This window comes from Nocardioides ginsengisoli (genome assembly GCF_039537225.1).
GTDB classification, from domain to species: domain Bacteria; phylum Actinomycetota; class Actinomycetes; order Propionibacteriales; family Nocardioidaceae; genus Nocardioides; species Nocardioides ginsengisoli.
On the sequence record NZ_BAABAC010000020.1, the window covers coordinates 17,842 to 39,200 of the forward strand.

The window sequence follows — 21,359 nt, forward strand, 5'->3', positions numbered from 1 at the left end:
CGTCGTGACCAGAGGGGCGTAGTTCATACGGGTGGCCTTGCTACCGCAAAAGAGGTAGGTTCGGGATCACGATCTCGTGGCCAAGCCCACCGCCACACACTTCCGATCATCGGGAGTTCTTCGTGTCAACTCAACAGGCAAGTCAGAATGTCCCCTCCGCCGAGCGCAAGGCGCGCACGGCGGCTCTTCTCGCCCAGGCACGTGAGTGCCCGCGATCCGAGCGCGACCGTCTGCTCGACGAGGTCATCGTGCTCAACATCCCCGTCGCCCGCTCCCTCGCCGCGCGCTACCGCAACCGCGGTCAGAGCCTCGAGGAGCTCGAGCAGGTGGCCTGCCTCGCCCTCACCAAGGCGGTGCAGGCGTTCGACCCCGAGCGCGGCGACGACCTGCTGGTGTTCGCCGTCCCGAGCATCCTGGGTGAGCTGAAGCGGCACTTCCGCTCGGCCGCCTGGGCGGTGCGCCCGCCGCGGCGGATCCAGGAGATCCGGCCCCGTCTGGTCGCCGCCGAGGAGGAGCTCACCCAGCTGCTCGGCCGCTCGCCGACCGCCCGTGAGCTCGCCGAGGAGCTCGACGCCCCGGTCGAGGAGGTCGAGGAGGCTCTCGCCTGCGGCGACCTGGCCCATACCGCCTCGCTCGACGAGCCGGTGGCGGCGACGGGGAGCCCGCTCGGCGACCTGCTCCCGAGCGCGGAGGAGGGCTTCGAGCACAGCGAGGCCGTCGCCATGCTGGGGCCGGCCTGCCGCCAGCTCAAGCCCCGTGACCGCTGGATCCTGCAGATGCGCTTCTACGAGCAGTACACGCAGCAGGAGATCGCCGACGCGCTCGGTGTCACCCAGGTCCAGGTCTCCCGCCTGCTCCAGCGGATCTTCACCGATCTGCGCCGCGCCGTCGGCGCGGAGCGGGCCAGGAAGGGGAGCAAGCCGCACGTCGCCGCCTGATCGGGCGGGCGGCGACCCAGACCGCGACGGCGGTCCGCCGATATCGGTGCCTCGATACGCTCAGGCACAGCGTCGGTGGACCGCTGTCGTGCGCTCCGCGGCCGGACGTTCAGGGCAGGAAGAGCGCCTTGACCATCCCGTCGCGCTTGTCGCGGAAGTCGCGGTAGGTGGCGGGCGCGTCGACCAGCGGCACGCGGTGCGTCGCGAACGACTCGACGCCGAGATGGTCGGTGTCCTCGAGCAGCAGCCGGAGGATCTCGTCGCTCCAGTGCCGCACGTTCGCCTGCCCCATCCGCAGCTGGATCTGCTTGTCGAACATCTCCATCAGCGGCATCGGGTCCATCGGGCCGCCGTAGACGCCGATGACCGAGACCGTCCCGCCCCGCCGTACGGCGTCGAGCGCGAGGTGCAGCGCGGCCAGCCGGTCGACGCCGGCGCTGCGCATCAGCGGGCGGGCCATCCGGTCCGGCAGCAGGCCGGACACCTTCGCCATCGACTCGGCCAGCGGCGAGCCGTGGGCCTCCATGCCGACCGCGTCGATCACGGCGTCGACCCCGCGGCCGTGGGTGAGCTCGCGGACCATCGCCACGGTGGTGTTGTCGTCGTCGGAGGCGATCACCTCGGCGCCGTACGACGCGGCCCGCTGCATCCGCTCGAGCACGGGGTCGACGACGAGCACCCGGTGGCCGCGCATCAGCGCGATCCGGATGCACATGTCGCCGATCGGCCCGGCGCCCAGCACCAGGACGGTGTCGCCCGGGAGCAGGTCGGCGTAGGCGATGGCCTGCCAGGCGGTGGGCAGCACGTCGGAGAGGAAGACGAAGCGCTCGTCGGGCGGGCCGTGCGGCACCTTGATCGGGAGCGTGTCGCCGAACGGGACCCGCAGGTACTCCGCCTGCGCGCCGGGCACCTGCCCGTAGAGCCGGCTGTAGCCGAACAGGCTGGCGCCGGTGCCCTGCTCGACGTTCTGGGTCGTCTCGCACTGGCTCTGCAGGCCGCGGTCGCACATCCAGCACCGGCCGCAGCTGATGTTGAACGGCACGACGACGCGGTCGCCGGCGCGCAGCGAGGTGACGTCGGAGCCGGTCTCCTTGACCACGCCGATCGCCTCGTGGCCGACCACGTCACCCGCGCTCATGAAGGGCGCCAGCGGGCCGTAGAGATGGAGGTCGGAGCCGCACAGGCCGGTCGAGGTGACCTCGATGACGATGTCGTCGGGCTGCTCGATCCGCGGGTCGGGCACCTCCTCCACGGAGACCTTGCCCTTGCCCTGCCAGGTCACGGCACGCATCAGTCCTGCTCCTCCTCGGCTGGCTCTTCCTTGGTCTTCGGCGGCGGACGGCGGCGGCGCCGGGCGCGATGGCTGTCGTCGCACCAGGGCAGCCGCTCGGAGCGGCCGCAGCGGCAGACCGCGACGACCGCGCGGTTGGTCTCGGCGGTGGTGCCGTCGAAGCCGACCACCTCGTCGGCGCCGCGCACCAGCAGCGGGCCGCGGGGACAGTCGATGACGGTCACGCGCTGCTTGCGGGTCATCCGGCCGCCCGGTCGTGCTGCCTGCGCTCGCGTGGCGCGCGGCTCGAGCGCCAGCGCTCCAGCAGCACGTCGCCGGCGAGGCCGTCGACGGCCAGGCAGGCGAGCGCGCCGAAGAGGACGTTGTCCGCCAGGTCCGGCTCGTCCTCGACCAGCGTCCCGCAGATCCCGCGGATCGCGAGCTGCTCGTGCACGGCGTCGGCCTCGACGTGCTCGTCGTAGTAGTCGGCGACGGCGTCCGGCAGCCGCAGCCGCCGCACGCCGCGCAGGATCCGGCCGCACGGCAGCGCGCTGGTCGCCTCGAAGGCGGCGAGATGGCCCATCGCGGCGCCGCGCAGCCGGCGGTTGAGCGCGAACAGCGACATCAGGTTCACCGAGGCGAGGGTGGCGCCCTCGGCCTCGGCGACGTAGGTCGACAGGTCGATCGGCATGCCGAGCGACGCGAGCGCGTCGGCGTAGAGCCGCTGGTGCAGCCGGTCGGGGGCGCCCGAGCCGTACTCGTCGTACTGGAGCTCGGCGAGCGCGGTCTTCGCGGCCCCGCCGATCCGCGGCAGCACGAAGCTCTGCGGGTCGGACTCGCGCAGGTGGTAGACGGCGCGCTCGGCCAGGTAGGAGCGCAGCTCGTCGCGGGTCGCGCGGCGCTGCAGGAAGGTCGCGAGCTCGGATCCGTCGGACGTCATGGTGACCTTGGTGAGCGCGCGGACGATGTCGCCGTCGGGCACCGACACCGGCCCGACCAGCTCGCGGACGGCGTGCTCGAAGGTCCGCTCCAGCGCGGCGCGGCTGACGATGAGCAGCGGGTCCCACTCGGCGTCCGGATCGGCCGCGTCCTCGAAGCCCCCGTAGTGCAGCTCGTAGAGCATCCACAGCGCGAGCTGGAAGTCGCGATCGGTGAGCGGGTAGGGCACGTCGCCCACGGCGCGTGGCTCGGGCACCGAGTGCGGGCCGTCCGGCTCCGCGCGCAGTGCGTTGACCACGCGCTCGCTGAGCGGGCCACAGGGCTCCGGGATCCGGATCATCCGGTCCGGCCCTCCCACTGCGTGCCCCAGATCAGGCGGAGCAGCAGCAGCCGCAGGTGGAGCACCAGGACCCCCGTTGTGCGGCCCGTGCGGGGTTCGGGATAGTTGTCGCTGACAGCCTTGCGGGACATGTGACCTCCTCCGGTGGTTGCGGGGTACCCGCGGGGTAGGCGCACATACGGCGGGAGGGGGCTCGATGGAACAGCGGGTGGAGACGCTTCGACAGACCGGTCGTTTCGTCTTCCATGTCGCGGCCGACAAGTGGGTCTGGGACGACGACGTCTACGCGATCCACGGCTACGCGCCGGGCGAGGTCGAGCCGACCACCGAGCTGATCATGCAGCACAAGCATGAGCACGACCGGCCGCTGTTCCGTGACACCCTGCGCCAGGCGATCGCCGACGGCGAGCCGTTCAACGTCTACTACCGGATCATGGTCCACGACCAGGTCCGCTATGTCGTGGTCGCCGGCGAGGGCCAGTACGACGGCCCGCACGGCGGGTCCGCCGATCGCCTGGTCGGCTACTACCTCGACCTGACGCCCGAGCTCGAGGCCGAGACCAGCGCCGCCGCCACTGCGGCGGTCCGTGCGTCCGCCGAGGCCCGCGACACCATCGAGCAGGCGAAGGGCATCCTGATGCTGGGCTACGGCCTCGACGCCGACGCCGCCTTCGCGATGCTCAAGTGGTGGTCGCGCAACCGCAACGTGAAGGTGCGGGAGGTCGCCGAGCGCCTGATCCAGGTGGCACGGGAGGGGCACGTGAGTCACCCGGGGCTGCGTCGGTTGCTGGACGCCCTGCTCGACGACCTCACCGCCAGCCGCCCGGACTGACGGGCCCGCACGGCTGCGCTCGCCGTACCCGGGTCGGACGAGAGCATTCGGGTAGTGCGCGGGGATGACCGATACCCCCTTCCCCGAACAGCAGCAGACCCCGCCGGGACTCACCGGCGAGATGGACCCCCGGCCCGACCACGGCGAGACGTCGTACGTCGGGCACGACCGGCTGCGCGGCCAGGTCGCGCTCGTCACCGGCGGCGACTCCGGCATCGGCCGCGCGGTCGCGCTCGCCTACGCCCGTGAGGGCGCCGACGTGGCGTTCACCTACCTGCCCGAGGAGCAGCCGGACGCCGACGCGACCACGGCCCTGGTCGAGGAAGCCGGGCGCCGGGCGCTGCCGATGGCGCTCGACCTGACCGAGCGGCCCGCCTGCGACGAGGCGGTGCGGCGCACGGTCGACGAGCTCGGCGCCCTCGACATCCTGGTCAACAACGCCGGCTACCAGATGGCGCGCGACCACGCGGTCGACGACATGAGCGACAGCCGGATCGACCGCACCTTCAAGACCAACCTCTACGCGCTGATGTGGCTGGTGCGCGCCGCCGCGCCGCACCTGCGCAAGCGCCCGGGGTGCATCGTCAACAACGCCTCGATCCAGGCGTTCGAACCGTCGGAGACGCTGCTCGACTATGCCGCGACCAAGGCCGCGATCAACAACCTCACCGTCAACCTCGCGGCGTCGCTCGGCAAGGACGGCGTACGGGTCAACGCGGTCGCCCCGGGACCGATCTGGACGCCGCTCCAGCCCGCGACCCAGGAGCCGGAGAAGGTCGCGCACTTCGGCTCCGACACGCCGCTGGGCCGGGCGGGGCAGCCGGCGGAGGTTGCGCCGGCGTTCGTCTTCCTCGCGGCACCGGCCGAGGCGTCGTACGTGTCCGGGACCGTGCTCGGCGTCACCGGAGGCAAGCCCGTCTTCTGAGCGCGCGACCGGGTATTGCTCGGCCATGAGCATCGCGGCCCCGCCTCGACGCCCGCCGCATCAGATCACCCGCAACCTCAACGAGCTGCTCCAAGAGCTGCGCGTGATGCAGACCGGCGTGCAGATCCTGACCGGATTCCTGCTCACCGTGCCCTTCACCGACCGCTTCGTGCGGCTCACCACCTTCCAGCAGCGGCTCTACCTCGGGATCCTGTGCGCCGCCGTGCTCACCACGTTGATCATCGTCGCTCCGGTCTGCTTCCACCGGGTCCTGTTCCGGAAGGGGCGGAGGGACTGGATCGTCGCCGCCGCGCAGCTGTGCGCCCTGGCCGGGCTGATCGGCCTCGCCCTGGTCTCCACAGCGGTCGTGCTCCTCGTCTTCGACGTGGTGCTCGGCGGTACGGCGGCCCTGGTCGCCGCGGCGGCGGTCGCGCTCGCCTTCATCGTGATGTGGGCCGTGGTTCCGCTCTCCGGGCGGGGCCGCGAACGGTGACAGGCTCGCAGCGTTCGGCCGCCGTCGCGGTCCTCCTCCTTCTCGTGGCCCTGGCCACGGGGACGCTCGGAGGCTGCTCGGTCGTGAGTCGGCCCGACGCCTCCGGGTGGGACCAGCAGGCGCAGCAGGCGCTGAAGGACGCCGCGAGCGACGTCGGCACGGTGCGGATCGCGCTGCGCACGGCCGCGCGTGACCGCGCGTGGTCGTCGTACACGATCGTGCTGGTGGCCAAGGCGGAGGAGACGACCGGCAAGACCGAGCAGGACCTCTCCAGTGTCCAGGTGCCGCCGGCGCGGCGGATCGCGGCGCGCGAGACCCTCGACCTCCTCAGCCAGGCGGTCGCCAGCGTCCAGGAGGCGCGGGCGCACGCCGCCGACGGCCGCTACGACGACCCGGGGCTCGTCGACGAGCTCACGCGTCTGGCCAAGGCGCTGCAGGCCGAGGCGACGAAGCGCGAGGCGGCCGCCCAGTGAAGCGCTACTTCGCCGTCCTGCTGGGCGTGCTGACCGCCATCGGCGGCTTCGTCGACATCGGGGACCTGGTGACCGACGCGCAGGTCGGCGCCCGCTTCGGGTGGTCGCTGACCTGGGTGATCCTCGTCGGTATCGGCGGCATCTGCGTGTTCGCGGAGATGGCCGGCCGGATCGCCGCGGTCAGTCACCGGGCGACCTTCGACCTGGTCCGCGAGCGGCTCGGGCCACGGGTCGGGATGCTCAACCTGGTCGGCTCGATCCTGGTCACCCTGCTCACCTTCATCGCCGAGATCGGCGGTGTGGCGCTGGCCCTGCAGCTGGTGGGCTCGGTGAGCCACGTGCTGATCGTGCCCTTCGTCGCGGTCGCCGTGTGGCTGGTGCTGTGGCGGGCGAAGTTCTCCTCGATCGAGAACGTGCTCGGCCTGATGGGCCTCGCGCTGCTCGTCTTCGCCGTGGCGCTCTGGCAGCTGGGGCCGGACTGGAACGAGGTCGTGCACCAGCTGAAGCCGACGTCCAACCCCGGCGGCGAGAGCTGGCAGACCTACGCCTACTTCGGGGTGGCGCTGTTCGGCGCGGCGATGACGCCGTACGAGGTGTTCTTCTTCTCCAGCGGCGGCGTCGAGGAGCGCTGGACCCGCAAGGACCTCGGCGTGATGCGCGCCAACGTCTTCATCGGCTTCCCGCTCGGCGGGCTGATCGCCCTCGCGATCGTGGGCTGCGCCGCGGCCGTCTACCTGCCGCAGGGGATCGCCGTCGAGACGCTCGGCCAGGTCGGGCTGCCGGTCGCGGTCGGCGTCGGCAAGATCGGCCTGGCGATCGTGGTGGTCGGCTTCTTCGCGGCGACCTTCGGCGCGGCCTGCGAGACCGGACTGTCGGTGGGCTACAGCCTGGCGCAGTACTACGGCTTCCAGTGGGGCAAGTTCGTGCGGCCGAAGGAGGCCGCGCGCTTCCACGCGATCGTGCTGCTCGCGACCGTCCTCGCCGCGGGCGTGCTGGTCACCGGCGTCGACCCGATCATGGTCACCGAGGTGTCGGTGGTCTTCTCCGCGATCGCGCTGCCGCTGACCTATCTGCCCATCCTGGTCATCGCCAACGACCCGGACTATCTCGGCGAGCATCGCAACGGCCCGGTCGCCAACGCCCTCGGGCTCGTCTACCTGGTCATCGTCGTGATCGCCTCGGTCGCCGCCATCCCGCTGATGATCGCCACGTCGACAGGACAGGGCTGATGCCGGACTACGACATGGGACTGCACCTCCTCGACCGCCAGATCGTCGGGGCGGACGACCGGCTGGTGGCCAAGGTCGACGACGTCGAGCTGACCCGGGGGGACGACGGCAGCCTGACGCCGACCGCGATCCTCGTGGGCGCGCCGGCCCTGCTGCCACGCATGGGCGACCGGATGGGCGGCTGGCTGATGAGGATGTTCCGCCTCACGCGGGAGGCCGCGGCCGACCGGGACCTCCCGCTGCTGATCGGGATGGACCTCGTCGACCGGGTCGAGAGCGAGGTGCGGCTGACCGTGCCCGGCCACGGCCGGCTGCAGCGGATGGACCGGGTGCGTGCCGACGACCGCACCCGCTGCCGGGTGGGTCAGATCCTGGGGACGCCGGTGGTCTGCGACCGGCTCCCGCGCCGCTCGAAGGTGCTCGACCTGCGGATGCTCGGCACCCCCGGCGGCGCCGGCCCGCACCGGGTGACGTCGCTGATCGTCGGGCCGGACCGGCCCGGCGCGCTGCTCGGCTACGACCGCCGCAGCGAGCCCGGTCCGGCGCCCGTCGCGGCGTTCGTCCAGTGGCTGCACCGGCATGCGCGGGTCGTCGAGCTCGGCCGCGGCGTCGAGATCGACCTCGACGCCGGCGAGGTCCGGATCGGTCCCGAGGCGTCTCTTCTGCCGCTGCGCGGGTAACGCGGGGGCGACCTCAGCTCCCCACCCAAGGAGGCGACATGCCCGGCGACAAGCACGGCCCCGGTATCAAGAACCCTGAGGCCTACGAGGCGATCCGCGACGACGGCGCCAGCAAGGAGAAGGCGGCCCGCATCTCCAACGCGATGGCCAGCGAGGGCGCCTCGAAAGTCGGCCGCCGCGGCGGCAAGGCCGAGAACTACGAGGACTGGACGGTCTCCCAGCTGCGCAAGCGCGCCTCGGAGCTGGGCATCGAGGGCCGCTCGTACATGAAGAAGGACCGGCTGATCAACGCACTGCGCCACCACTAGGACGTGCCGGCGCGGACGGCGTCGGTGAGCACGCGGTCCCAGTCGCGCAGGAAGCGGTCGAGGCCGAACCGCTCGAGCGCGTGGGCGCGGGCGGCCTTGCCCGCGTGGCGCGCGAGCTCGGGATCGCGCAGGTAGTGGCGCACCGCGGCGGCCAGGTCGGCGGGCCGGCAGGCGAGCGCACCCGTGCCCGCCGGTACGGCGTCCGGCGCCGCGGTGCTCGCCACCGCGACGACCGGCATGCCGAGCAGCATCGCCTCGATCAGCGACAGTCCGAGCGAGGTCCAGCGCGGCGGGTGCAGGTAGACCCGCCGGCGGGCCAGCTCGGTGTGCAGGGCGTCCTGCGGCAGGTCCTCGAAGCAGCGGATGCCCGGCGCCTCCATGGCGGCGACCTCCTTGCCGAAGAGGTCGACGGGCTGGGAGCATGCGACCTGGCGGACCAGGTCGGCGCCGACGAAGCGGCCCCGTCGTACCGGCTCGTTGATCGCGACCGCCGCCCGCTCGATCTCGCCGGAGTAGCGCTCGCCGGGGTCGATGACGCCGTGCTCGATGACGGTGGTGCGGGCGCGCCCGCAGTCCCACATCAGCTCGTTGTACGCCGTGACGTGGACGATCGGGATCACGTCCTGGTCGGTCAGCACGTGCCGGGTGCACGGCAGGTCGCCGACCGGCGGGTTGTGCTCGAGGAAGACGGCCGCCACGTCGAAGCCGGGCCGGCGCCCGAGCCACCGCGCGGCCAGGGAGAGCTCGTGCGGACGTTGCAGCAGCACCACGTCGACGTCCTCGTCGGCCAGATCCTCCGGCGCGACCTCGCGCACGCTCGTGGGCCAGTCCCGCCCCTCGGCGCGGCCACGCCCGTCGGCCCCTCGGTCGGGGGTCACGGGGACGAGGTACTCGTGCGGGCCCTGCACGAAGGCCGTCGTCCACGAGCCGTGGACGTGCCACAGGAGGATCCGCATGGGCCTGGCAGTGCCCGCTGGCGACCGCTTCATCCGGCGGCGGCTAGACCCAGCGCGAGAACCAGATCCGGTCGAGCCACTCGCTGTGCGTGATCATCTTGTTGGTCCAGATCGGCCAGAACCACGCGAAGTTCACGAGCGTCAGGATCAGGAAGGCCCCGCCCACGATCACGCCGAGCGTACGGCGGCGTGAGGGCGCGCGCGACGGCCCGATCAGGGTCCCGATGCTCAGCGTGAGCGCGATGACTGTGAACGGCAGGATCGCGATCGCGTAGAACAGGAAGATGGGTCGGTCGTCGTACTGCATCCAGGGCAGCCAGGTCGACAGCGCGCCGACCACCGCGAGCCCGTAGCGCCAGTCCCGGGCGCCGATCCACATCACGACCGAGAACAGCAGCGCGACCACGCCGCCCCACCACAGCACCGGCGTCGGCAGCAGGATCACCTGCTTGATGCAGTTGCTGCTGGCGGGCGCGTCGCAGCCCGGGGTGTCGGGGGAGATGTCGTTGGTGACGGCCACGCCGACCGGGCGGTTGATGAGCAGCCAGCTCGACGGCTTCGACTGGTAGAAGTGCGTGGAGCAGTTCAGGAAGTGCGTGTGGAAGGTGTAGACGTCCTGGTGGTAGTACCAGAGCGACCGCAGCGACTGCCAGATCTCCCCGACGCCGTGGGCGTCCTTCTCGGTCGCGGTCGGCCACGCCGCGTCCTTGTCGAGATCGGTCGCGACATAGGACTCCTTCTCGCAGTGGCCTTGGCCGGTGTACTGCCGGTACTGCGTCGCGCTCAGCTTGTCCTCGTACTGGTCGGCGTGCGCCAGCCAGCCGCCCCAGGTGGCGACGTAGACGAAGAGCCCGACCACGACGAGCGACAGGAACGCCGGCACGCCGTCCAGCAGGGCGCCCTTGAGGAGCGGCCACCGGATGCCGAGCGAGCGGCGCGCGCCGGAGCTCCAGAACCAGCACAGGACGCCGAGCGCGGCGAGCGGGTAGAGCGCCGTCCACTTGGTGCCGCACGCGAGGCCGAAGCAGACGCCGGCGGCCAGGAGCCACGGGCGGAACAGGATCCGCGGTCCCCAGCCGGTGAGCGCCACCCCGCACTCGGTACGACGCGCGAGCGACGCGAGCCGGGCACGGTGCCAGTCGCGGTCGGCGACCAGGCAGTGCACCGCGCACAGCAGGAAGAACGCCAGGAAGATGTCGAGCAGCGCCAGCCGGGACAGCACGAACTGCAGTCCGTCGAGCATGAGCAGCGCGCCCGCGACGCAGCCGAGCATCGTCGAGCCGGTCATCCGGCGTACCAGCCGGCACATGACGAGGACCATCAGCGCGCCGACGACCGCCGACGCGATCCGCCAGCCGAAGGGGTCCACGCCGAAGGCCTTCTCGCCGAGTGCGATCAGCCACTTGCCGACGTCCGGGTGGACGGCGAGCGACGGGTCGCCCGTCCACACGTTCTGGGTGTGCCCGTTGAGGATGTCGGCGTTGATGTCCGTCTTCGCGTTGCCGTCGGCGTCGGACAGGTAGGTCTCGATGAAGCCGTTGTTGAGGAGCGACCACGCGTCCTTGGCGTAGTAGGTCTCGTCGAACGCGAACCGGTGGGGGTTGCCGAGCCCGACCACCCGCATCCCGAACGCCAGCAGTGTCAGCGCGATCGGCGCCAGCCAGCCGACCAGCCGCTGCCGCCCGCTGAGCCGGCGCAGCGGGCTGATCGCGCGGTCGACGGCCAGCGGCACACGCTGCCCGAGCGCGGTGCGGGAGAGGCCGGCGACGGTCACGGTCGGTCAGCCTATGCGGTGGTCCATGGCGGTCCTGCAATGATCGGGGCGTGACTGGAGTGCTGGTGCTGGCGGGCACGCCGATCGGACAGGTGGGCGACGCGCCGCCCCGGCTGGCGCAGGAGCTCGCGGCGGCCGATGTCGTCGCCGCTGAGGACACCCGCCGCCTGCGCCGGCTGGTCACCGACCTCGGCATCGAGCTGAGCGGGCGGGTGGTGTCCTACTTCGAGGGCAACGAGGCCGCGCGGACGCCGTCCCTGGTCGAGGCGTTGGTCGGCGGCGAGCGGGTGGTGCTGGTGACGGACGCCGGGATGCCCAGCGTGTCCGACCCCGGCTACCGGCTGGTGGCCGCCGCGGTCGAGGCCGGCGTCAACGTGACCGCCGTCCCGGGGCCGTCGGCGGTGCTGACTGCGCTCGCCGTGTCGGGGCTGCCGGTCGACCGGTTCTGCTTCGAGGGCTTCCTGCCGCGCAAGGCGGGGGAGCGGGCGCGTCGGCTCGCCGACCTCGCGACCGAGCAGCGGACCATGGTGTTCTTCGAGGCCCCACACCGCACGGAGGCCGCGCTCACCGCGATGCGCGACGCCTTCGGCGACGAGCGCGCGGCCGTCGTGTGCCGTGAGCTGACCAAGACCCACGAGGAGGTACGGCGCGACGGGCTCGCCGCGCTGGTGGACTGGGCGGCCGAGGGGGTGCGCGGAGAGGTGACGATCGTCGTCTCCGGCGCGACCCCGGGCGCCGCCGTCCCCTCCGACCCGGAGAGCCTGCGCGCGGCGGTCGCCGCGCTCGAGGAGTCCGGGATGCGACGCAAGGAGGCGATCGCCGCGGTCGCCGTCCAGGCCGGACTTCCCAAGCGTGACGTCTACCAGGTGGTGCACATCGATGAGTGACCAGACGACCCCGACCCGGATCACGACGGTCGAGCGCGACGGACTCGTCCTCGACGTCCACGACGAGGGGCCGCTCGACGGCGAGATCGTCGTCCTGCTGCACGGCTTCCCCGAGCGCGCCGACTGCTGGCGCCTGGTCGCGCCGATCCTCAACGAGGCGGGCTGTCGGACGCTTGCGATGGACCAGCGCGGCTATGCGAAGGGCGCACGCCCGCCGCGGCGCCGCGACTACCGGATGTCCGAGCTGCTCGGCGACGTCCGCGCGCTGGCCGAGGCCACCGGCGGCCGGGTGCACGTCGTGGGACACGACTGGGGCGCGATCCCGGCCTGGCTGATCGCGATGCACCATCCCGAGCTGGTGGCCAGCCTGACCGCCGTCTCCGTCCCGCACCCGCAGGCGTTCCTGACCTCGATGGTGCGCTCCGCGCAGGGTCTGAAGTCCTGGTACATGCTGGCGTTCCAGGCACCCTTCGTGCCCGAGCTGATGGCGCGCACCCCCGGCGGCCTGCTCGACAAGCAGCTGCGTGCCTCGGGCATGACCGCGGACGACGTCGCCCGGTTCCGCAGGCAGATCGTCGACGACGGCGCCCTGACGACCGCGCTCAACTGGTACCGCGCGCTGCCCTTCGCCGACCCGCGCCTGACCCGGCACAAGGTCACCGTCCCGACCACGATGGTGTGGAGCGACGACGACATCGCGCTCGGCCGCTGGGGCGTCGAGCGGACCGCGCGCCTCGTCGACGCGCCGTACCGCTTCGTCGAGCTCAACGGGATCTCGCACTGGATCCCGACCCAGGCGCCCGAGCAGCTGGCCGCGGCGATCCTCGACCGGGTGGGCTCCGCGTGAGCGACGAGCGCCCGCCCGTCCCCGAGCCGTTGCCGCATCCGGTGGTCGACAACCACTGCCACCTCGACATCGGGCGCGGCGAGGCCGCGTGGGACACCGCCGAGGCGATCGCGGCGGCCGCGTCGGTCGGCGTACGGCGGATCGTGCAGATCGGCTGCGACCTGCCCGGCGCGCGATGGGCGGTGGAGGCGGCAGCCGAGCACGATGCGCTCGTCGCCGGCGTCGCCCTGCACCCCAACGAGGCGCCGCGGATCCTGGAGCGCGAGGGCCGTGCCGCGCTGGAGGCCGCCTGGGACGAGATCGAGCAGCTCGCCGGCGCGCACGCGAAGGTCCGTGCGGTGGGGGAGACCGGCCTCGACTCGTTCCGCACCGGCGACGAGGGGCGGGCGGTGCAGGTCGAGTCGTTCGCGCGGCACATCGACCTCGCCAACCGGCTCGACAAGACCCTCGTCATCCACGACCGCGAGACCCACGACGAGGTGCTCGAGGTGCTCGACGCCGAGGGCGTGCCCGAGCGCTGGGTGATGCACTGCTTCTCCGGGGACGCCGCGTTCGCGCGGGCCTGCCTCGACCGCGGCGCGCACCTGTCGTTCGCTGGGACGGTGACCTTCAAGAACGCCGCGCCCCTGCGGGAGGCGCTGCGGATCGTGCCGCGCGACCGGGTGCTCGTCGAGACCGACGCGCCGTACCTGACGCCCTCGCCCTACCGCGGGCGCACCAACGCGTCGTACCTGATCCCGGTGACGGTCCGGGCGATGGCGCAGGAGCGCGGCGACGACCTCGGCGAGCTGTGCGCGGCCATCGACGCGAACACCGAGGCGGCCTTCGGCGGCCCCTGGTAGGCATTTCCGCGCGGCGTGACCGATGTGACGGATGGGACGACGTCGGGGTGTTCCGCGTCACCCGCCCAGGCGGGAAGAGCCCTCGCCAAGTTGCGTTTCGGCGTCGGTTCGGGTTGTCGTGGATGACTGACGGCCGGGATCGGTAGCAGTTCTCGGGCCAGCTGACGCAGGTTTCGACCGCCTCGCACCGTGGCGCGGACAGGTCGAACCGGCTGGTCCCACCGAGGCCCGGGGAGTACGAACATCGGAGCATCGTGCGACTTGCGCGCCTCGACCCCACCACGTCCCTGAAGGGACGCATCCTCAAGCTGGCCCACAGCCGGGTAGCCCTGACCGCCACCGTCGTCGCGGTCCTGATCGCAGTCTCCGCCGTCACCTGGGGCTACTCCTCGATGAGCACCCAGGTCACGCTCTCGCTCGACGGCAAGGAGCGCACCGTCTCCACGACCGGCGACACCGTCGCCGACGTCCTGCGCGACGGGGGCGTCAAGATCACCTCCCGCGACCTCGTCCAGCCCAACCCGGACGAGAAGATCTCCGCGGGCGACAAGATCGCCGTGCGCTTCAGCCGCCCGATCGAGCTCACCGTCGACGGCACCACGTCCACGCACTGGGTCACCGCGACCGACGTGCAGGGCGCGCTGAGCCAGATCGGCACCGTCTACGCCGACAGCCGGCTCTCCACCAGCCGTGGTATGACCATCAGCCGCGGCGGCGCCGAGATCGACGTCGTCACGCCCAAGCGGATCACCTTCGAGCTGGCCGGCAAGAAGCCGGTGACCCGCGAGGTCCCCGCGCTCACCGTGTCCGAGGCGCTGGCCGAGGTCGGCGTCACCCTCGACGAGCACGATCGCACCACCCCGGCGCGCGACGCCGAGGTCACGGACGGCGACAAGATCGTCTTCACCGACATGGAGGTCCGCCGGCGCCAGGTCGACGGCGAGTCCATCGCCGCTCCGGTGAAGGAGATCAAGGACTCCGCCATGCTCGCCGGTGAGCGCAAGACCGTCACCGACGGCGTCGACGGCCTGCGCGACGTCACCTACAAGGTGATCGTCCGCAACGGCGACGTCGTCCGACGGATCGTGCTCACCTCGTCGGTCACCCGCCAGCCCCAGGCCACCGTGATCCGGGTCGGCACCAAGCAGGTCGCGACGACCAACTACGCGGGCGGCAGCACCGTCTGGGACCGGCTCGCGCAGTGCGAGTCCGGCGGCAACTGGGCCGCCAACACGGGCAACGGCTACTACGGCGGCCTGCAGTTCAACGTCGGCACCTGGCGTTCCTACGGCGGCAGCGGCTACCCCAACCAGGCCTCGCGCTCGACCCAGATCGCGATCGCGACCAAGGTGCGCGACGCGTCGGGCGGCTACGGCGCCTGGCCCGCCTGCGCGGCCAAGCTCGGTCTCCCGCGCTGAGCGATGTCAACGGGCAGCGCCCCAGTCACTAGGCTGGGGCGCATGCCTGACACCTCCGCGCCGCGGCTGCTGGGCCCGGCGGAGGTTCGGGAGCTCGCGGCCAAGCTCGACCTGCGCCCCACCAAGCAGCGCGGGCAGAACTTCGTCATCGACGCCAACACCGTGCGCCGGATCGTCCGCGAGTCGGGCATCGACGACAGCGACGTCGTCGTCGAGGTCGGGCCGGGGCTCGGCTCGCTGACCCTCGCGCTGCTCGAGGTCGCCGCGGAGGTGACCGCGATCGAGGTCGACCCGCTGCTCGCCGGCGAGCTTCCCGCGACCATCGCCAAGCACGCGCCCGCTCAGGCCGAGCGCTTCCGCGTCGTCCTGCACGACGCGCTGACGATCACCGACGTCCCCGGCCCGCCGCCGACCGCGCTGGTCGCCAACCTGCCCTACAACGTGTCGGTGCCGGTGCTGCTGCACCTGATGGCGCTGCTGCCGTCCCTGAAGCACGGACTGGTCATGGTGCAGGCCGAGGTGGCCGACCGGCTGGCGGCGCCGCCCGGGTCGAAGACCTACGGCGTGCCGTCGGCCAAGGCGGCCTGGTTCGCCGACGTACGCCGTGCGGGGGCGATCGGCCGCAACGTCTTCTGGCCCGCCCCCAATGTCGACTCCGGCCTGGTCGCCTGGACGCACCGGGAGCCGCCGACCACCGAGGTCACCCGCGAGCAGGTGTTCGCCGTCATCGACGCGGCCTTCTCGCAGCGGCGCAAGGCGCTGCGCGGCGTCCTGCGCGGCATCGCCGGCAGCGCCGAGGCCGCCGAGGCCGCCCTGAAGGCGGCCGGCATCGAGCCGCTGACCCGCGGCGAGGCGCTGGGCATCGACGAGTTCGTCGCGCTCACCGTGGCGCTGCACGCGAACGTGGAGGTGGAGGGATGACCCGCCCGGTGACCGTGCGCGCGCCCGCGAAGATCAACCTCCACCTCGGTGTCGGCGGGCTGCGGCCCGACGGCAAGCACGCGCTGGCGACGATCTACCAGGCCGTGGGCCTCTACGACGACGTCACCGTCCGCGACGCGCTCGTCTGGTCGGTCGCGCTGACCGAGCCGGTCGACGGCGTACCGCTCGACGACGACAACATCGCGATCCGCGCCGGCAAGGCGCTGGTCGAGCATCACGGACTGCACCCGGCCGACTACGCCGCCGAGATCACCATCGCCAAGGGGATCCCGGTCATGGGCGGGATGGCCGGCGGCTCGGCCGACGCGGCCGCGACGCTGCTCGCGCTCGACCGGCTGTGGGACCTGCAGACCCCCGACGACGATCTCCTCGAGATCGCCGGCACGCTCGGCAGCGACGTGCCGTTCGCGCTGCTCGGGGGCACCGCCCTGGGCGTCGGGCACGGCGAGATCGTCACGCCGCTCGACGACAACAGCTCGGTGTGGTGGGTCGTCGTCCTCTCCGACGAGGGACTGTCGACGCCCGCCGTCTATGGGCACTTCGACGAGCTGTCGCCGAACGCCCCTGCGACGCCGCCCCTCCCGGACGACCTGACCGAGGCGCTCGCCAACGGCGACCCGCAGGACATCGGCGACCTGCTCGCCAACGACCTCTGGCCCGCCGCTCGCGACCTGCGTCCCGACCTCGTCGACGTCGAGGTGCAGCTGCGCAGCATGAGCCCGGACGGCGTCCTGCTGTCCGGGTCCGGACCGACCCTGCTCATGCTCCTCGAGGACGTCGAGGAGGCACGCTCCATGGCCGCCGAGCTGACCGAGCGCGGCTACCGCTGCACGCTCGCTCCCGGCCCTGTCGCGGGAGCGCACGTGGTGACCTATGTCTGAAGCGACCAGCCTGATCAACCTGGAGCGGATCTCGAAGTCGTACGGCGTACGCCCGCTCCTCACCGAGGTCTCGCTCGGCGTGGGCGCCGGCGAGCGGATCGGCATCGTCGGCCGCAACGGCGACGGCAAGACCACGCTGCTGCAGATCATGACCGGCGCCGAGGAGCCCGACACGGGCCGCGTCTCGCGCCAGCGCGGACTCCTCGTCGGCGTCCTCTCGCAGCGCGACGACTTCGAGGACACCCACACGGTGCGTGAGGTCGTGCTGCAGGGCATGGCCGACCACGAGTGGGCGGCGGACTCGCGGCTGCGCGAGATCGTCGACGTCCTGCTCGCCGGGGTCGAGCTCGATCGTGCCGTCGCCGGGCTGTCCGGCGGCGAGCGGCGCCGCTGCGCGCTGGCCGGGCTGCTGCTCGGCGACCACGACCTGATCATCCTCGACGAGCCGACCAACCACCTCGACGTCGAAGCCGTCGCCTGGCTGGCCGACCACCTGGCCTCGCGCCCCTCCGCGCTGATCGTGGTCACCCACGACCGGTGGTTCCTGGACGCGGTGTGCGAGCAGACGTGGGAGGTCCACGACGGCGTCGTCGACATCTACGAGGGTGGCTACGCCGCCTTCGTGCTCGCGAAGGCCGAGCGTCAGCGCCAGGCCGCCGCGTCGGAGGTGCGCCGGCAGAACCTGGTCCGCAAGGAGCTCGCCTGGCTGCGCCGCGGCGCCCCCGCCCGGACCTCGAAGCCGAAGTTCCGGATCGACGCCGCCAATGCGCTCATCGAGGACGTCCCGCCCCCGCGCGACCGCCTGGAGCTGCAGCGCTTCGCCGCGCAGCGGCTCGGCAAGGACGTCATCGACGTCGAGGACGTCGACTTCTCCCGCGGCACCCGCCAGCTGCTCTCGCACGCGACCTGGCGGCTCGGCCCCGGCGACCGGGTCGGCCTGGTCGGCGTCAACGGCGCGGGCAAGACGTCCGTGCTGTCGCTGCTCGCCGGTGAGGCGGCGCCGTCCGTCGGGAAGGTGCGGCACGGCCGGACCGTCGCGCTGCAGCACCTCTCCCAGAACGTCGAGTTCGATGACCCCGAGGCCCGCGTCCTCGCCACCGTCGAGGGGATCCGCCGCGTCACCCGGACCGCCGACGGCGAGATCACCGCGACCTCGATGCTCGAGCGCTTCGGGTTCACCGGCGACAAGCTGACCGCCCGTATCGGCGACCTCTCCGGTGGCGAGCGCCGCCGCTTCCAGCTGCTGCGGCTGCTCCTCACCGAGCCGAACGTGCTGCTCCTCGACGAGCCCACCAACGACCTCGACATCGAGACCCTCAACGTCCTCGAGGACTTCCTCGACGGCTGGCCGGGGACCCTCGTCGTCGTCTCGCACGACCGCTACTTCCTCGAGCGGGTCACCGACTCCGTCTGGGCGCTCCTCGGCGACGGGAAGCTGTCGATGCTGCCGCGCGGCGTCGACGAGTACCTGGAGCGGCGCAAGGCGGCGCTCGCCGCGCCGTCGCCCTCCGCGTCCGCTCCGGCCGCCCCGGCGGGCTCGGGCGGCTCGGGCGGCTCGGGCGGCTCCGGCGGCTCGGGCAGCTCGGCGTCCGGCGCGGGCATTCCGGACCTGCGCGGCGATGCGACCAAGGCGCGGACCGGATCGGCGGAGGAGCGTGCCGCGCGCAAGACCGTCGCCCGCCTCGACAAGGTCCTCGAACGGCTCTCCGCCCGCGAGATCGAGCTCACCGCCGCCCTCGCCGAGCACGCCACCGACCCCGAGCGGCTCACCGCCATCGCGGCCGACCTCACCGCACTGCAGGAGGAGAAGGAGGCCGCCGAGCTGGAGTGGCTCGAGGCGGCCGAGCTGCTCGACTGAGAGCCGTCAGTCGTCGAAGGTGGCGAGGACGGCCCGGTGGTCGCTCCCGCCCGCCCGGATCACGTCGGTGTCGAGCGCGGTCATCCCGCGCTCGAAGATGTGGTCGATCCGCACCAGCGGGAACCGCGCCGGCCAGGTGAACCCGAACGACAGCCCGCGCGGTCGCGGCTCGGTCAGGTGGTCCCGGATCCCCGCGAGCGCCGGGTCGGTCGTCGGCGCGTTGAAGTCGCCCATCGCCACCAGCCGACGCGAGTCGTCGGACGCCACCAGCCGCGCCAGCCGGTCGAGCATCGCGTCGCGCCCGGCCTGCTGCCCCGGCCGGAAGGACGCCGCGTGGACGACGTACACCCGGACCGTGCCGCCCGGCGCCGCCACGTCCGCGCGCAGCGCCCGCTCCCACGCCAGGCCCAGCCGGAGCCCCTCGGGGTTGCTGAGCGGATAGACGCTCCACAGGCCGACCGTGCCGACCGTGTAGGAGTAGGGGTGCGACGCCGACAGCGCCTGGGCCGCCTTCGTCCGCGCGTCGCCGTCGAGCTCGGTCAGCGCGATCACGGCGCTGCCCCGGTCGGCGAGCGTCCGGGCGGACGCCGCCGACGTACCGGAGTGGGCCTCCACGTTCTGGCTCGCGAAGGTCACCGCCGTCCCCTTGGCCGGGGGCCACGAGGACGTCACCGACGTCACCGACGGCAGCGCCGGCCCGACTGCCACGGCCCAGACGACCGCCACCACCGGGAGGGCGAGCGCCGCCCACGACCGTCGTATCGCCGCGCGCACCCCGATCACCGCCAGCGGGACCAGCAGCAGCCCGGCCCACGGCAGCAGCGCCGCCCCGATCGTCCCGGCCATTCCGGGGACCACGCCGAGGCCGACGACCGCCCCCACGATCAGGGACAGGACGACGACCGGCAGGGCGCTGCGGAGCCGGGACACGGTTTCAGTGTGCGAGGTGGGTGGCTGGACGCGCCTCGACGTCGACGCGGCGTTCAGTGGTCGAAGGGCACCAGCAGGCGTCGCAGCAGCGCCGCGAGCTCCTCCTGGTCGCCGTCGGCGAGGCCGGTCAGCAGCTCGCGCTCGGCGTCGAGCAGCGCGGCGAAGGCGCTGTCGACGGCGTCCTTGCCCTCGGGGGTGAGCCGGACCAGGACCCCGCGCCGGTCGCTCGGGTCGGGGTGTCGCTCGACCAGGCCGCGCGTGGTGAGGCGGTCGACGCGGTTGGTCATGGTGCCGCTGGTCACCAGGGTCTCGCGCAGCAGCCGCCCCGGCGAGAGCTCGTACGGCGAGCCGGTGCGCCGCAGCGCTGCCAGCACGTCGAACTCCCACGGCTCGATGTCGTGGGCCGTGAACGCCTGCCGCCGCGCCTTGTCGACGTGGTGGGCGAGCCGGGAGATCCGGCTGAACACCGACATGGGCGCCAGGTCGAGGTCGCTGCGCTCGCGCGCCCACGCCTCGACCAGGTGGTCGACCTCGTCCCGCTGGGGATGCCCCGGCTGCTCCGGCATGGGGGCAGCATAGCGGGTCGGTCGAGAATCTTGATGTCAAGATAAATTGGGCGTAGGGTCGCCCCATGACCAAGGCAACTCCGGCCGGGCGTTCGACGGCCCTCGACGCGGTCACGCTGGTCAGCCTGACCTGGGGTGATCCCGATGACGTACGGCGTCCGCTGGCCCTGCTGCTGCACGGCTTCCCGGACACGGCCCACACCTGGCGCCACCTCGGCCCCGCGCTGGCTGCGGCGGGCTACCGGGTGGTGGCGCCCTTCACGCGCGGCTACGCGCCCAGCGGCCTCCCCGCCGACGGCAGCTTCCACGTCCCTGCGCTGATGGACGACGCGCTCGGGCTGCACGCCGCCCTTGCCGGCGACGACCGCGCGGTCCTGGTCGGCCACGACTGGGGCGCGATCACCGGCAACGGGATCGCCGCATCGGAGGCGAACCCGTTCGGCGCGATCGTGTCGCTGGCGGTCCCGCCGTTCGCGGCGATGAACCCGCGCCGCGACGACCTGACCCGCTGGCTGCGGATCATGCCGCGGCAGGCCGGCATGAGCTGGTACACGCTGTACAACCAGCTCCCGCGCCTGCCCGAGCGCGGATTCGACCGTCTCGTCGCCCACCTGTGGCGCCGCTGGTCGCCCGGCTACGACGCGACCGAGGACCTGGCGCACCTCGCGGCGGCCCTGCCTGACGACGCCCACTGCGCGGCGGCCCTCGGCTACTACCGGGCACAGGCCCGCGTCCGGCAGCTCCCGGCGCGCTACCGTCCGCTGGCCCGCGACTGGGTGGCCCCGCCGCGCGTGCCGCTGCTGTACCTCCAGGGCGAGGACGACGGCTGCCTCGACGCCCGCTGGGCGACGCGGATCGGCGAGCGCCTGCCGACCGGCAGCCGAGTCGGCGTGGTCGAGCGGGCCGGGCACTTCCTCCAGCTCGAGCGGCCCGACGTGGTCAACTCCCTGGTTCTGGAGTACCTCGACGAGCGAGTGGAGGCTTCCCGGTGAGCCCGGCCACCGGGCCCGCGTGGGACCCGCAGCGCTACC

24 protein-coding genes are annotated in these 21,359 nt (G+C 72.6%); 16 read left to right on the forward strand and 8 right to left on the reverse strand.

What is annotated here, in order from left to right; genetic code table 11:
* Positions 1–122: 122 nt before the first annotated feature.
* Positions 123–938 (forward strand): sigma-70 family RNA polymerase sigma factor, encoded by an 816-nt coding sequence (locus AB4880_RS10465; protein WP_367919170.1) that lies wholly within the window; start codon positions 123–125, stop codon positions 936–938.
* A 109-nt stretch (positions 939–1,047) separates the two neighbouring features.
* On the opposite strand, the gene AB4880_RS10470 is transcribed toward AB4880_RS10465, so the two are convergent.
* The 4 genes from AB4880_RS10470 to AB4880_RS10485 are packed head-to-tail and all read right to left on the reverse strand — an operon-like array spanning position 1,048 to position 3,618.
* On the reverse strand, positions 1,048–2,229 hold the full coding sequence (locus AB4880_RS10470) for an alcohol dehydrogenase catalytic domain-containing protein (RefSeq protein ID WP_367919171.1): 1,182 nt from the start codon (positions 2,227–2,229) through the stop codon (positions 1,048–1,050).
* A complete protein-coding gene (locus AB4880_RS10475) occupies positions 2,229–2,471 on the reverse strand; it encodes a CDGSH iron-sulfur domain-containing protein (RefSeq protein WP_367919172.1) in 243 nt (80 codons plus the stop codon). Before AB4880_RS10475 ends, AB4880_RS10470 begins: the two co-directional genes overlap by 1 nt.
* A complete protein-coding gene (locus tag AB4880_RS10480; RefSeq protein ID WP_367919173.1) occupies positions 2,468–3,487 on the reverse strand; it encodes an iron-containing redox enzyme family protein in 1,020 nt (339 codons plus the stop codon). Before AB4880_RS10480 ends, AB4880_RS10475 begins: the two co-directional genes overlap by 4 nt.
* A complete protein-coding gene (locus AB4880_RS10485) occupies positions 3,484–3,618 on the reverse strand; it encodes a hypothetical protein (RefSeq protein WP_367919174.1) in 135 nt (44 codons plus the stop codon). The genes AB4880_RS10480 and AB4880_RS10485 overlap by 4 nt, the downstream gene beginning before the upstream one ends.
* A gap of 65 nt (positions 3,619–3,683) precedes the next feature.
* Here AB4880_RS10485 and AB4880_RS10490 point away from each other — a divergent pair, with 65 nt between their 5' ends.
* The 7 genes from AB4880_RS10490 to AB4880_RS10520 all read left to right on the forward strand — a co-directional run bounded on the left by AB4880_RS10490 (position 3,684) and on the right by AB4880_RS10520 (position 8,427).
* Positions 3,684–4,319: a PAS and ANTAR domain-containing protein gene (locus AB4880_RS10490; RefSeq protein ID WP_367919175.1), complete on the forward strand. Its 636-nt coding sequence runs from the start codon at positions 3,684–3,686 to the stop codon at positions 4,317–4,319.
* Between the two features lie 64 nt (positions 4,320–4,383).
* Complete coding sequence (locus AB4880_RS10495; protein ID WP_367919176.1) at positions 4,384–5,244, forward strand: SDR family oxidoreductase; 861 nt, start codon at positions 4,384–4,386, stop codon at positions 5,242–5,244.
* Between the two features lie 25 nt (positions 5,245–5,269).
* Entirely contained in the window at positions 5,270–5,737 is a 468-nt protein-coding gene (locus tag AB4880_RS10500; protein ID WP_367919177.1) for a DUF6328 family protein, read from the forward strand.
* 83 nt (positions 5,738–5,820) lie between these two features.
* Positions 5,821–6,210, forward strand: coding sequence for a hypothetical protein (locus AB4880_RS10505; RefSeq protein WP_367919178.1), 390 nt, complete (start codon positions 5,821–5,823; stop codon positions 6,208–6,210).
* A complete protein-coding gene (locus AB4880_RS10510; RefSeq protein ID WP_367919179.1) occupies positions 6,207–7,439 on the forward strand; it encodes an NRAMP family divalent metal transporter in 1,233 nt (410 codons plus the stop codon). The genes AB4880_RS10505 and AB4880_RS10510 overlap by 4 nt, the downstream gene beginning before the upstream one ends.
* Entirely contained in the window at positions 7,439–8,119 is a 681-nt protein-coding gene (locus tag AB4880_RS10515; protein ID WP_367919180.1) for a hypothetical protein, read from the forward strand. The genes AB4880_RS10510 and AB4880_RS10515 overlap by 1 nt, the downstream gene beginning before the upstream one ends.
* A gap of 38 nt (positions 8,120–8,157) precedes the next feature.
* On the forward strand, positions 8,158–8,427 hold the full coding sequence (locus AB4880_RS10520; protein WP_367919181.1) for a DUF7218 family protein: 270 nt from the start codon (positions 8,158–8,160) through the stop codon (positions 8,425–8,427).
* Here AB4880_RS10520 and AB4880_RS10525 read toward each other — a convergent pair.
* Together AB4880_RS10525 and AB4880_RS10530 are read right to left on the reverse strand one after the other, a co-directional pair.
* Complete coding sequence (locus AB4880_RS10525; protein WP_367919182.1) at positions 8,424–9,383, reverse strand: glycosyltransferase; 960 nt, start codon at positions 9,381–9,383, stop codon at positions 8,424–8,426. The two genes, AB4880_RS10520 and AB4880_RS10525, sit on opposite strands and share 4 nt — an antisense overlap.
* Before the next feature lie 43 nt (positions 9,384–9,426).
* Positions 9,427–11,157 carry a dolichyl-phosphate-mannose--protein mannosyltransferase gene (locus AB4880_RS10530; protein WP_367919183.1) on the reverse strand — a complete coding sequence of 577 codons (1,731 nt, stop codon included), beginning with the start codon at positions 11,155–11,157 and terminating at the stop codon, positions 9,427–9,429.
* Between the two features lie 59 nt (positions 11,158–11,216).
* Here AB4880_RS10530 and rsmI point away from each other — a divergent pair, with 59 nt between their 5' ends.
* The 7 genes from rsmI (at position 11,217) to AB4880_RS10565 (ending at position 18,832) form a co-directional block, all read left to right on the forward strand.
* Entirely contained in the window at positions 11,217–12,044 is an 828-nt protein-coding gene (gene rsmI / locus AB4880_RS10535) for a 16S rRNA (cytidine(1402)-2'-O)-methyltransferase (protein ID WP_367919268.1), read from the forward strand.
* Positions 12,037–12,891: an alpha/beta fold hydrolase gene (locus AB4880_RS10540; RefSeq protein WP_367919184.1), complete on the forward strand. Its 855-nt coding sequence runs from the start codon at positions 12,037–12,039 to the stop codon at positions 12,889–12,891. The genes rsmI and AB4880_RS10540 overlap by 8 nt, the downstream gene beginning before the upstream one ends.
* Positions 12,888–13,733 (forward strand): TatD family hydrolase, encoded by an 846-nt coding sequence (locus tag AB4880_RS10545; RefSeq protein WP_367919185.1) that lies wholly within the window; start codon positions 12,888–12,890, stop codon positions 13,731–13,733. Before AB4880_RS10540 ends, AB4880_RS10545 begins: the two co-directional genes overlap by 4 nt.
* A gap of 254 nt (positions 13,734–13,987) precedes the next feature.
* A complete protein-coding gene (locus AB4880_RS10550) occupies positions 13,988–15,151 on the forward strand; it encodes a resuscitation-promoting factor (RefSeq protein ID WP_367919186.1) in 1,164 nt (387 codons plus the stop codon).
* Between the two features lie 42 nt (positions 15,152–15,193).
* Positions 15,194–16,072, forward strand: coding sequence for a 16S rRNA (adenine(1518)-N(6)/adenine(1519)-N(6))-dimethyltransferase RsmA (gene rsmA / locus AB4880_RS10555; RefSeq protein ID WP_367919187.1), 879 nt, complete (start codon positions 15,194–15,196; stop codon positions 16,070–16,072).
* Positions 16,069–16,974, forward strand: coding sequence for a 4-(cytidine 5'-diphospho)-2-C-methyl-D-erythritol kinase (locus AB4880_RS10560; RefSeq protein WP_367919188.1), 906 nt, complete (start codon positions 16,069–16,071; stop codon positions 16,972–16,974). Before rsmA ends, AB4880_RS10560 begins: the two co-directional genes overlap by 4 nt.
* Positions 16,967–18,832, forward strand: coding sequence for an ABC-F family ATP-binding cassette domain-containing protein (locus tag AB4880_RS10565; RefSeq protein WP_367919189.1), 1,866 nt, complete (start codon positions 16,967–16,969; stop codon positions 18,830–18,832). Before AB4880_RS10560 ends, AB4880_RS10565 begins: the two co-directional genes overlap by 8 nt.
* 6 nt (positions 18,833–18,838) lie before the next feature.
* Here AB4880_RS10565 and AB4880_RS10570 read toward each other — a convergent pair whose 3' ends face one another.
* Both AB4880_RS10570 and AB4880_RS10575 read right to left on the reverse strand, forming a co-directional pair.
* Positions 18,839–19,762 (reverse strand): endonuclease/exonuclease/phosphatase family protein, encoded by a 924-nt coding sequence (locus AB4880_RS10570; protein WP_367919190.1) that lies wholly within the window; start codon positions 19,760–19,762, stop codon positions 18,839–18,841.
* A 53-nt stretch (positions 19,763–19,815) separates the two neighbouring features.
* On the reverse strand, positions 19,816–20,328 hold the full coding sequence (locus AB4880_RS10575) for a MarR family winged helix-turn-helix transcriptional regulator (protein WP_367919191.1): 513 nt from the start codon (positions 20,326–20,328) through the stop codon (positions 19,816–19,818).
* 65 nt (positions 20,329–20,393) lie between these two features.
* On the opposite strand from AB4880_RS10575, the gene AB4880_RS10580 reads away from it, so the two are divergent.
* Positions 20,394–21,320 carry an alpha/beta fold hydrolase gene (locus AB4880_RS10580; protein ID WP_367919192.1) on the forward strand — a complete coding sequence of 309 codons (927 nt, stop codon included), beginning with the start codon at positions 20,394–20,396 and terminating at the stop codon, positions 21,318–21,320.
* Positions 21,321–21,359 lie beyond the last annotated feature (39 nt).

Excerpts from the sequence above, each read along its gene's own strand:
- AB4880_RS10475 (WP_367919172.1), bottom strand. The coding sequence starts at position 2,471 with ATGACCCGCAAGCAGCGCGTGACCGTCATCGACTGTCCCCGCGGCCCG.
- AB4880_RS10540 (WP_367919184.1), top strand. The coding sequence starts at position 12,037 with ATGAGTGACCAGACGACCCCGACCCGGATCACGACGGTCGAGCGCGAC.
- AB4880_RS10520 (WP_367919181.1), top strand. The coding sequence starts at position 8,158 with ATGCCCGGCGACAAGCACGGCCCCGGTATCAAGAACCCTGAGGCCTAC.
- AB4880_RS10490 (WP_367919175.1), top strand. The coding sequence starts at position 3,684 with ATGGAACAGCGGGTGGAGACGCTTCGACAGACCGGTCGTTTCGTCTTC.
- AB4880_RS10575 (WP_367919191.1), bottom strand. The coding sequence starts at position 20,328 with ATGCCGGAGCAGCCGGGGCATCCCCAGCGGGACGAGGTCGACCACCTG.
- AB4880_RS10525 (WP_367919182.1), bottom strand. The coding sequence starts at position 9,383 with ATGCGGATCCTCCTGTGGCACGTCCACGGCTCGTGGACGACGGCCTTC.
- AB4880_RS10515 (WP_367919180.1), top strand. The coding sequence starts at position 7,439 with ATGCCGGACTACGACATGGGACTGCACCTCCTCGACCGCCAGATCGTC.
- AB4880_RS10500 (WP_367919177.1), top strand. The coding sequence starts at position 5,270 with ATGAGCATCGCGGCCCCGCCTCGACGCCCGCCGCATCAGATCACCCGC.
- AB4880_RS10580 (WP_367919192.1), top strand. The coding sequence starts at position 20,394 with ATGACCAAGGCAACTCCGGCCGGGCGTTCGACGGCCCTCGACGCGGTC.
- AB4880_RS10470 (WP_367919171.1), bottom strand. The coding sequence starts at position 2,229 with ATGCGTGCCGTGACCTGGCAGGGCAAGGGCAAGGTCTCCGTGGAGGAG.
- AB4880_RS10565 (WP_367919189.1), top strand. The coding sequence starts at position 16,967 with ATGTCTGAAGCGACCAGCCTGATCAACCTGGAGCGGATCTCGAAGTCG.
- AB4880_RS10560 (WP_367919188.1), top strand. The coding sequence starts at position 16,069 with ATGACCCGCCCGGTGACCGTGCGCGCGCCCGCGAAGATCAACCTCCAC.
- AB4880_RS10495 (WP_367919176.1), top strand. The coding sequence starts at position 4,384 with ATGACCGATACCCCCTTCCCCGAACAGCAGCAGACCCCGCCGGGACTC.
- rsmA (WP_367919187.1), top strand. The coding sequence starts at position 15,194 with ATGCCTGACACCTCCGCGCCGCGGCTGCTGGGCCCGGCGGAGGTTCGG.
- AB4880_RS10480 (WP_367919173.1), bottom strand. The coding sequence starts at position 3,487 with ATGATCCGGATCCCGGAGCCCTGTGGCCCGCTCAGCGAGCGCGTGGTC.
- AB4880_RS10485 (WP_367919174.1), bottom strand. The coding sequence starts at position 3,618 with ATGTCCCGCAAGGCTGTCAGCGACAACTATCCCGAACCCCGCACGGGC.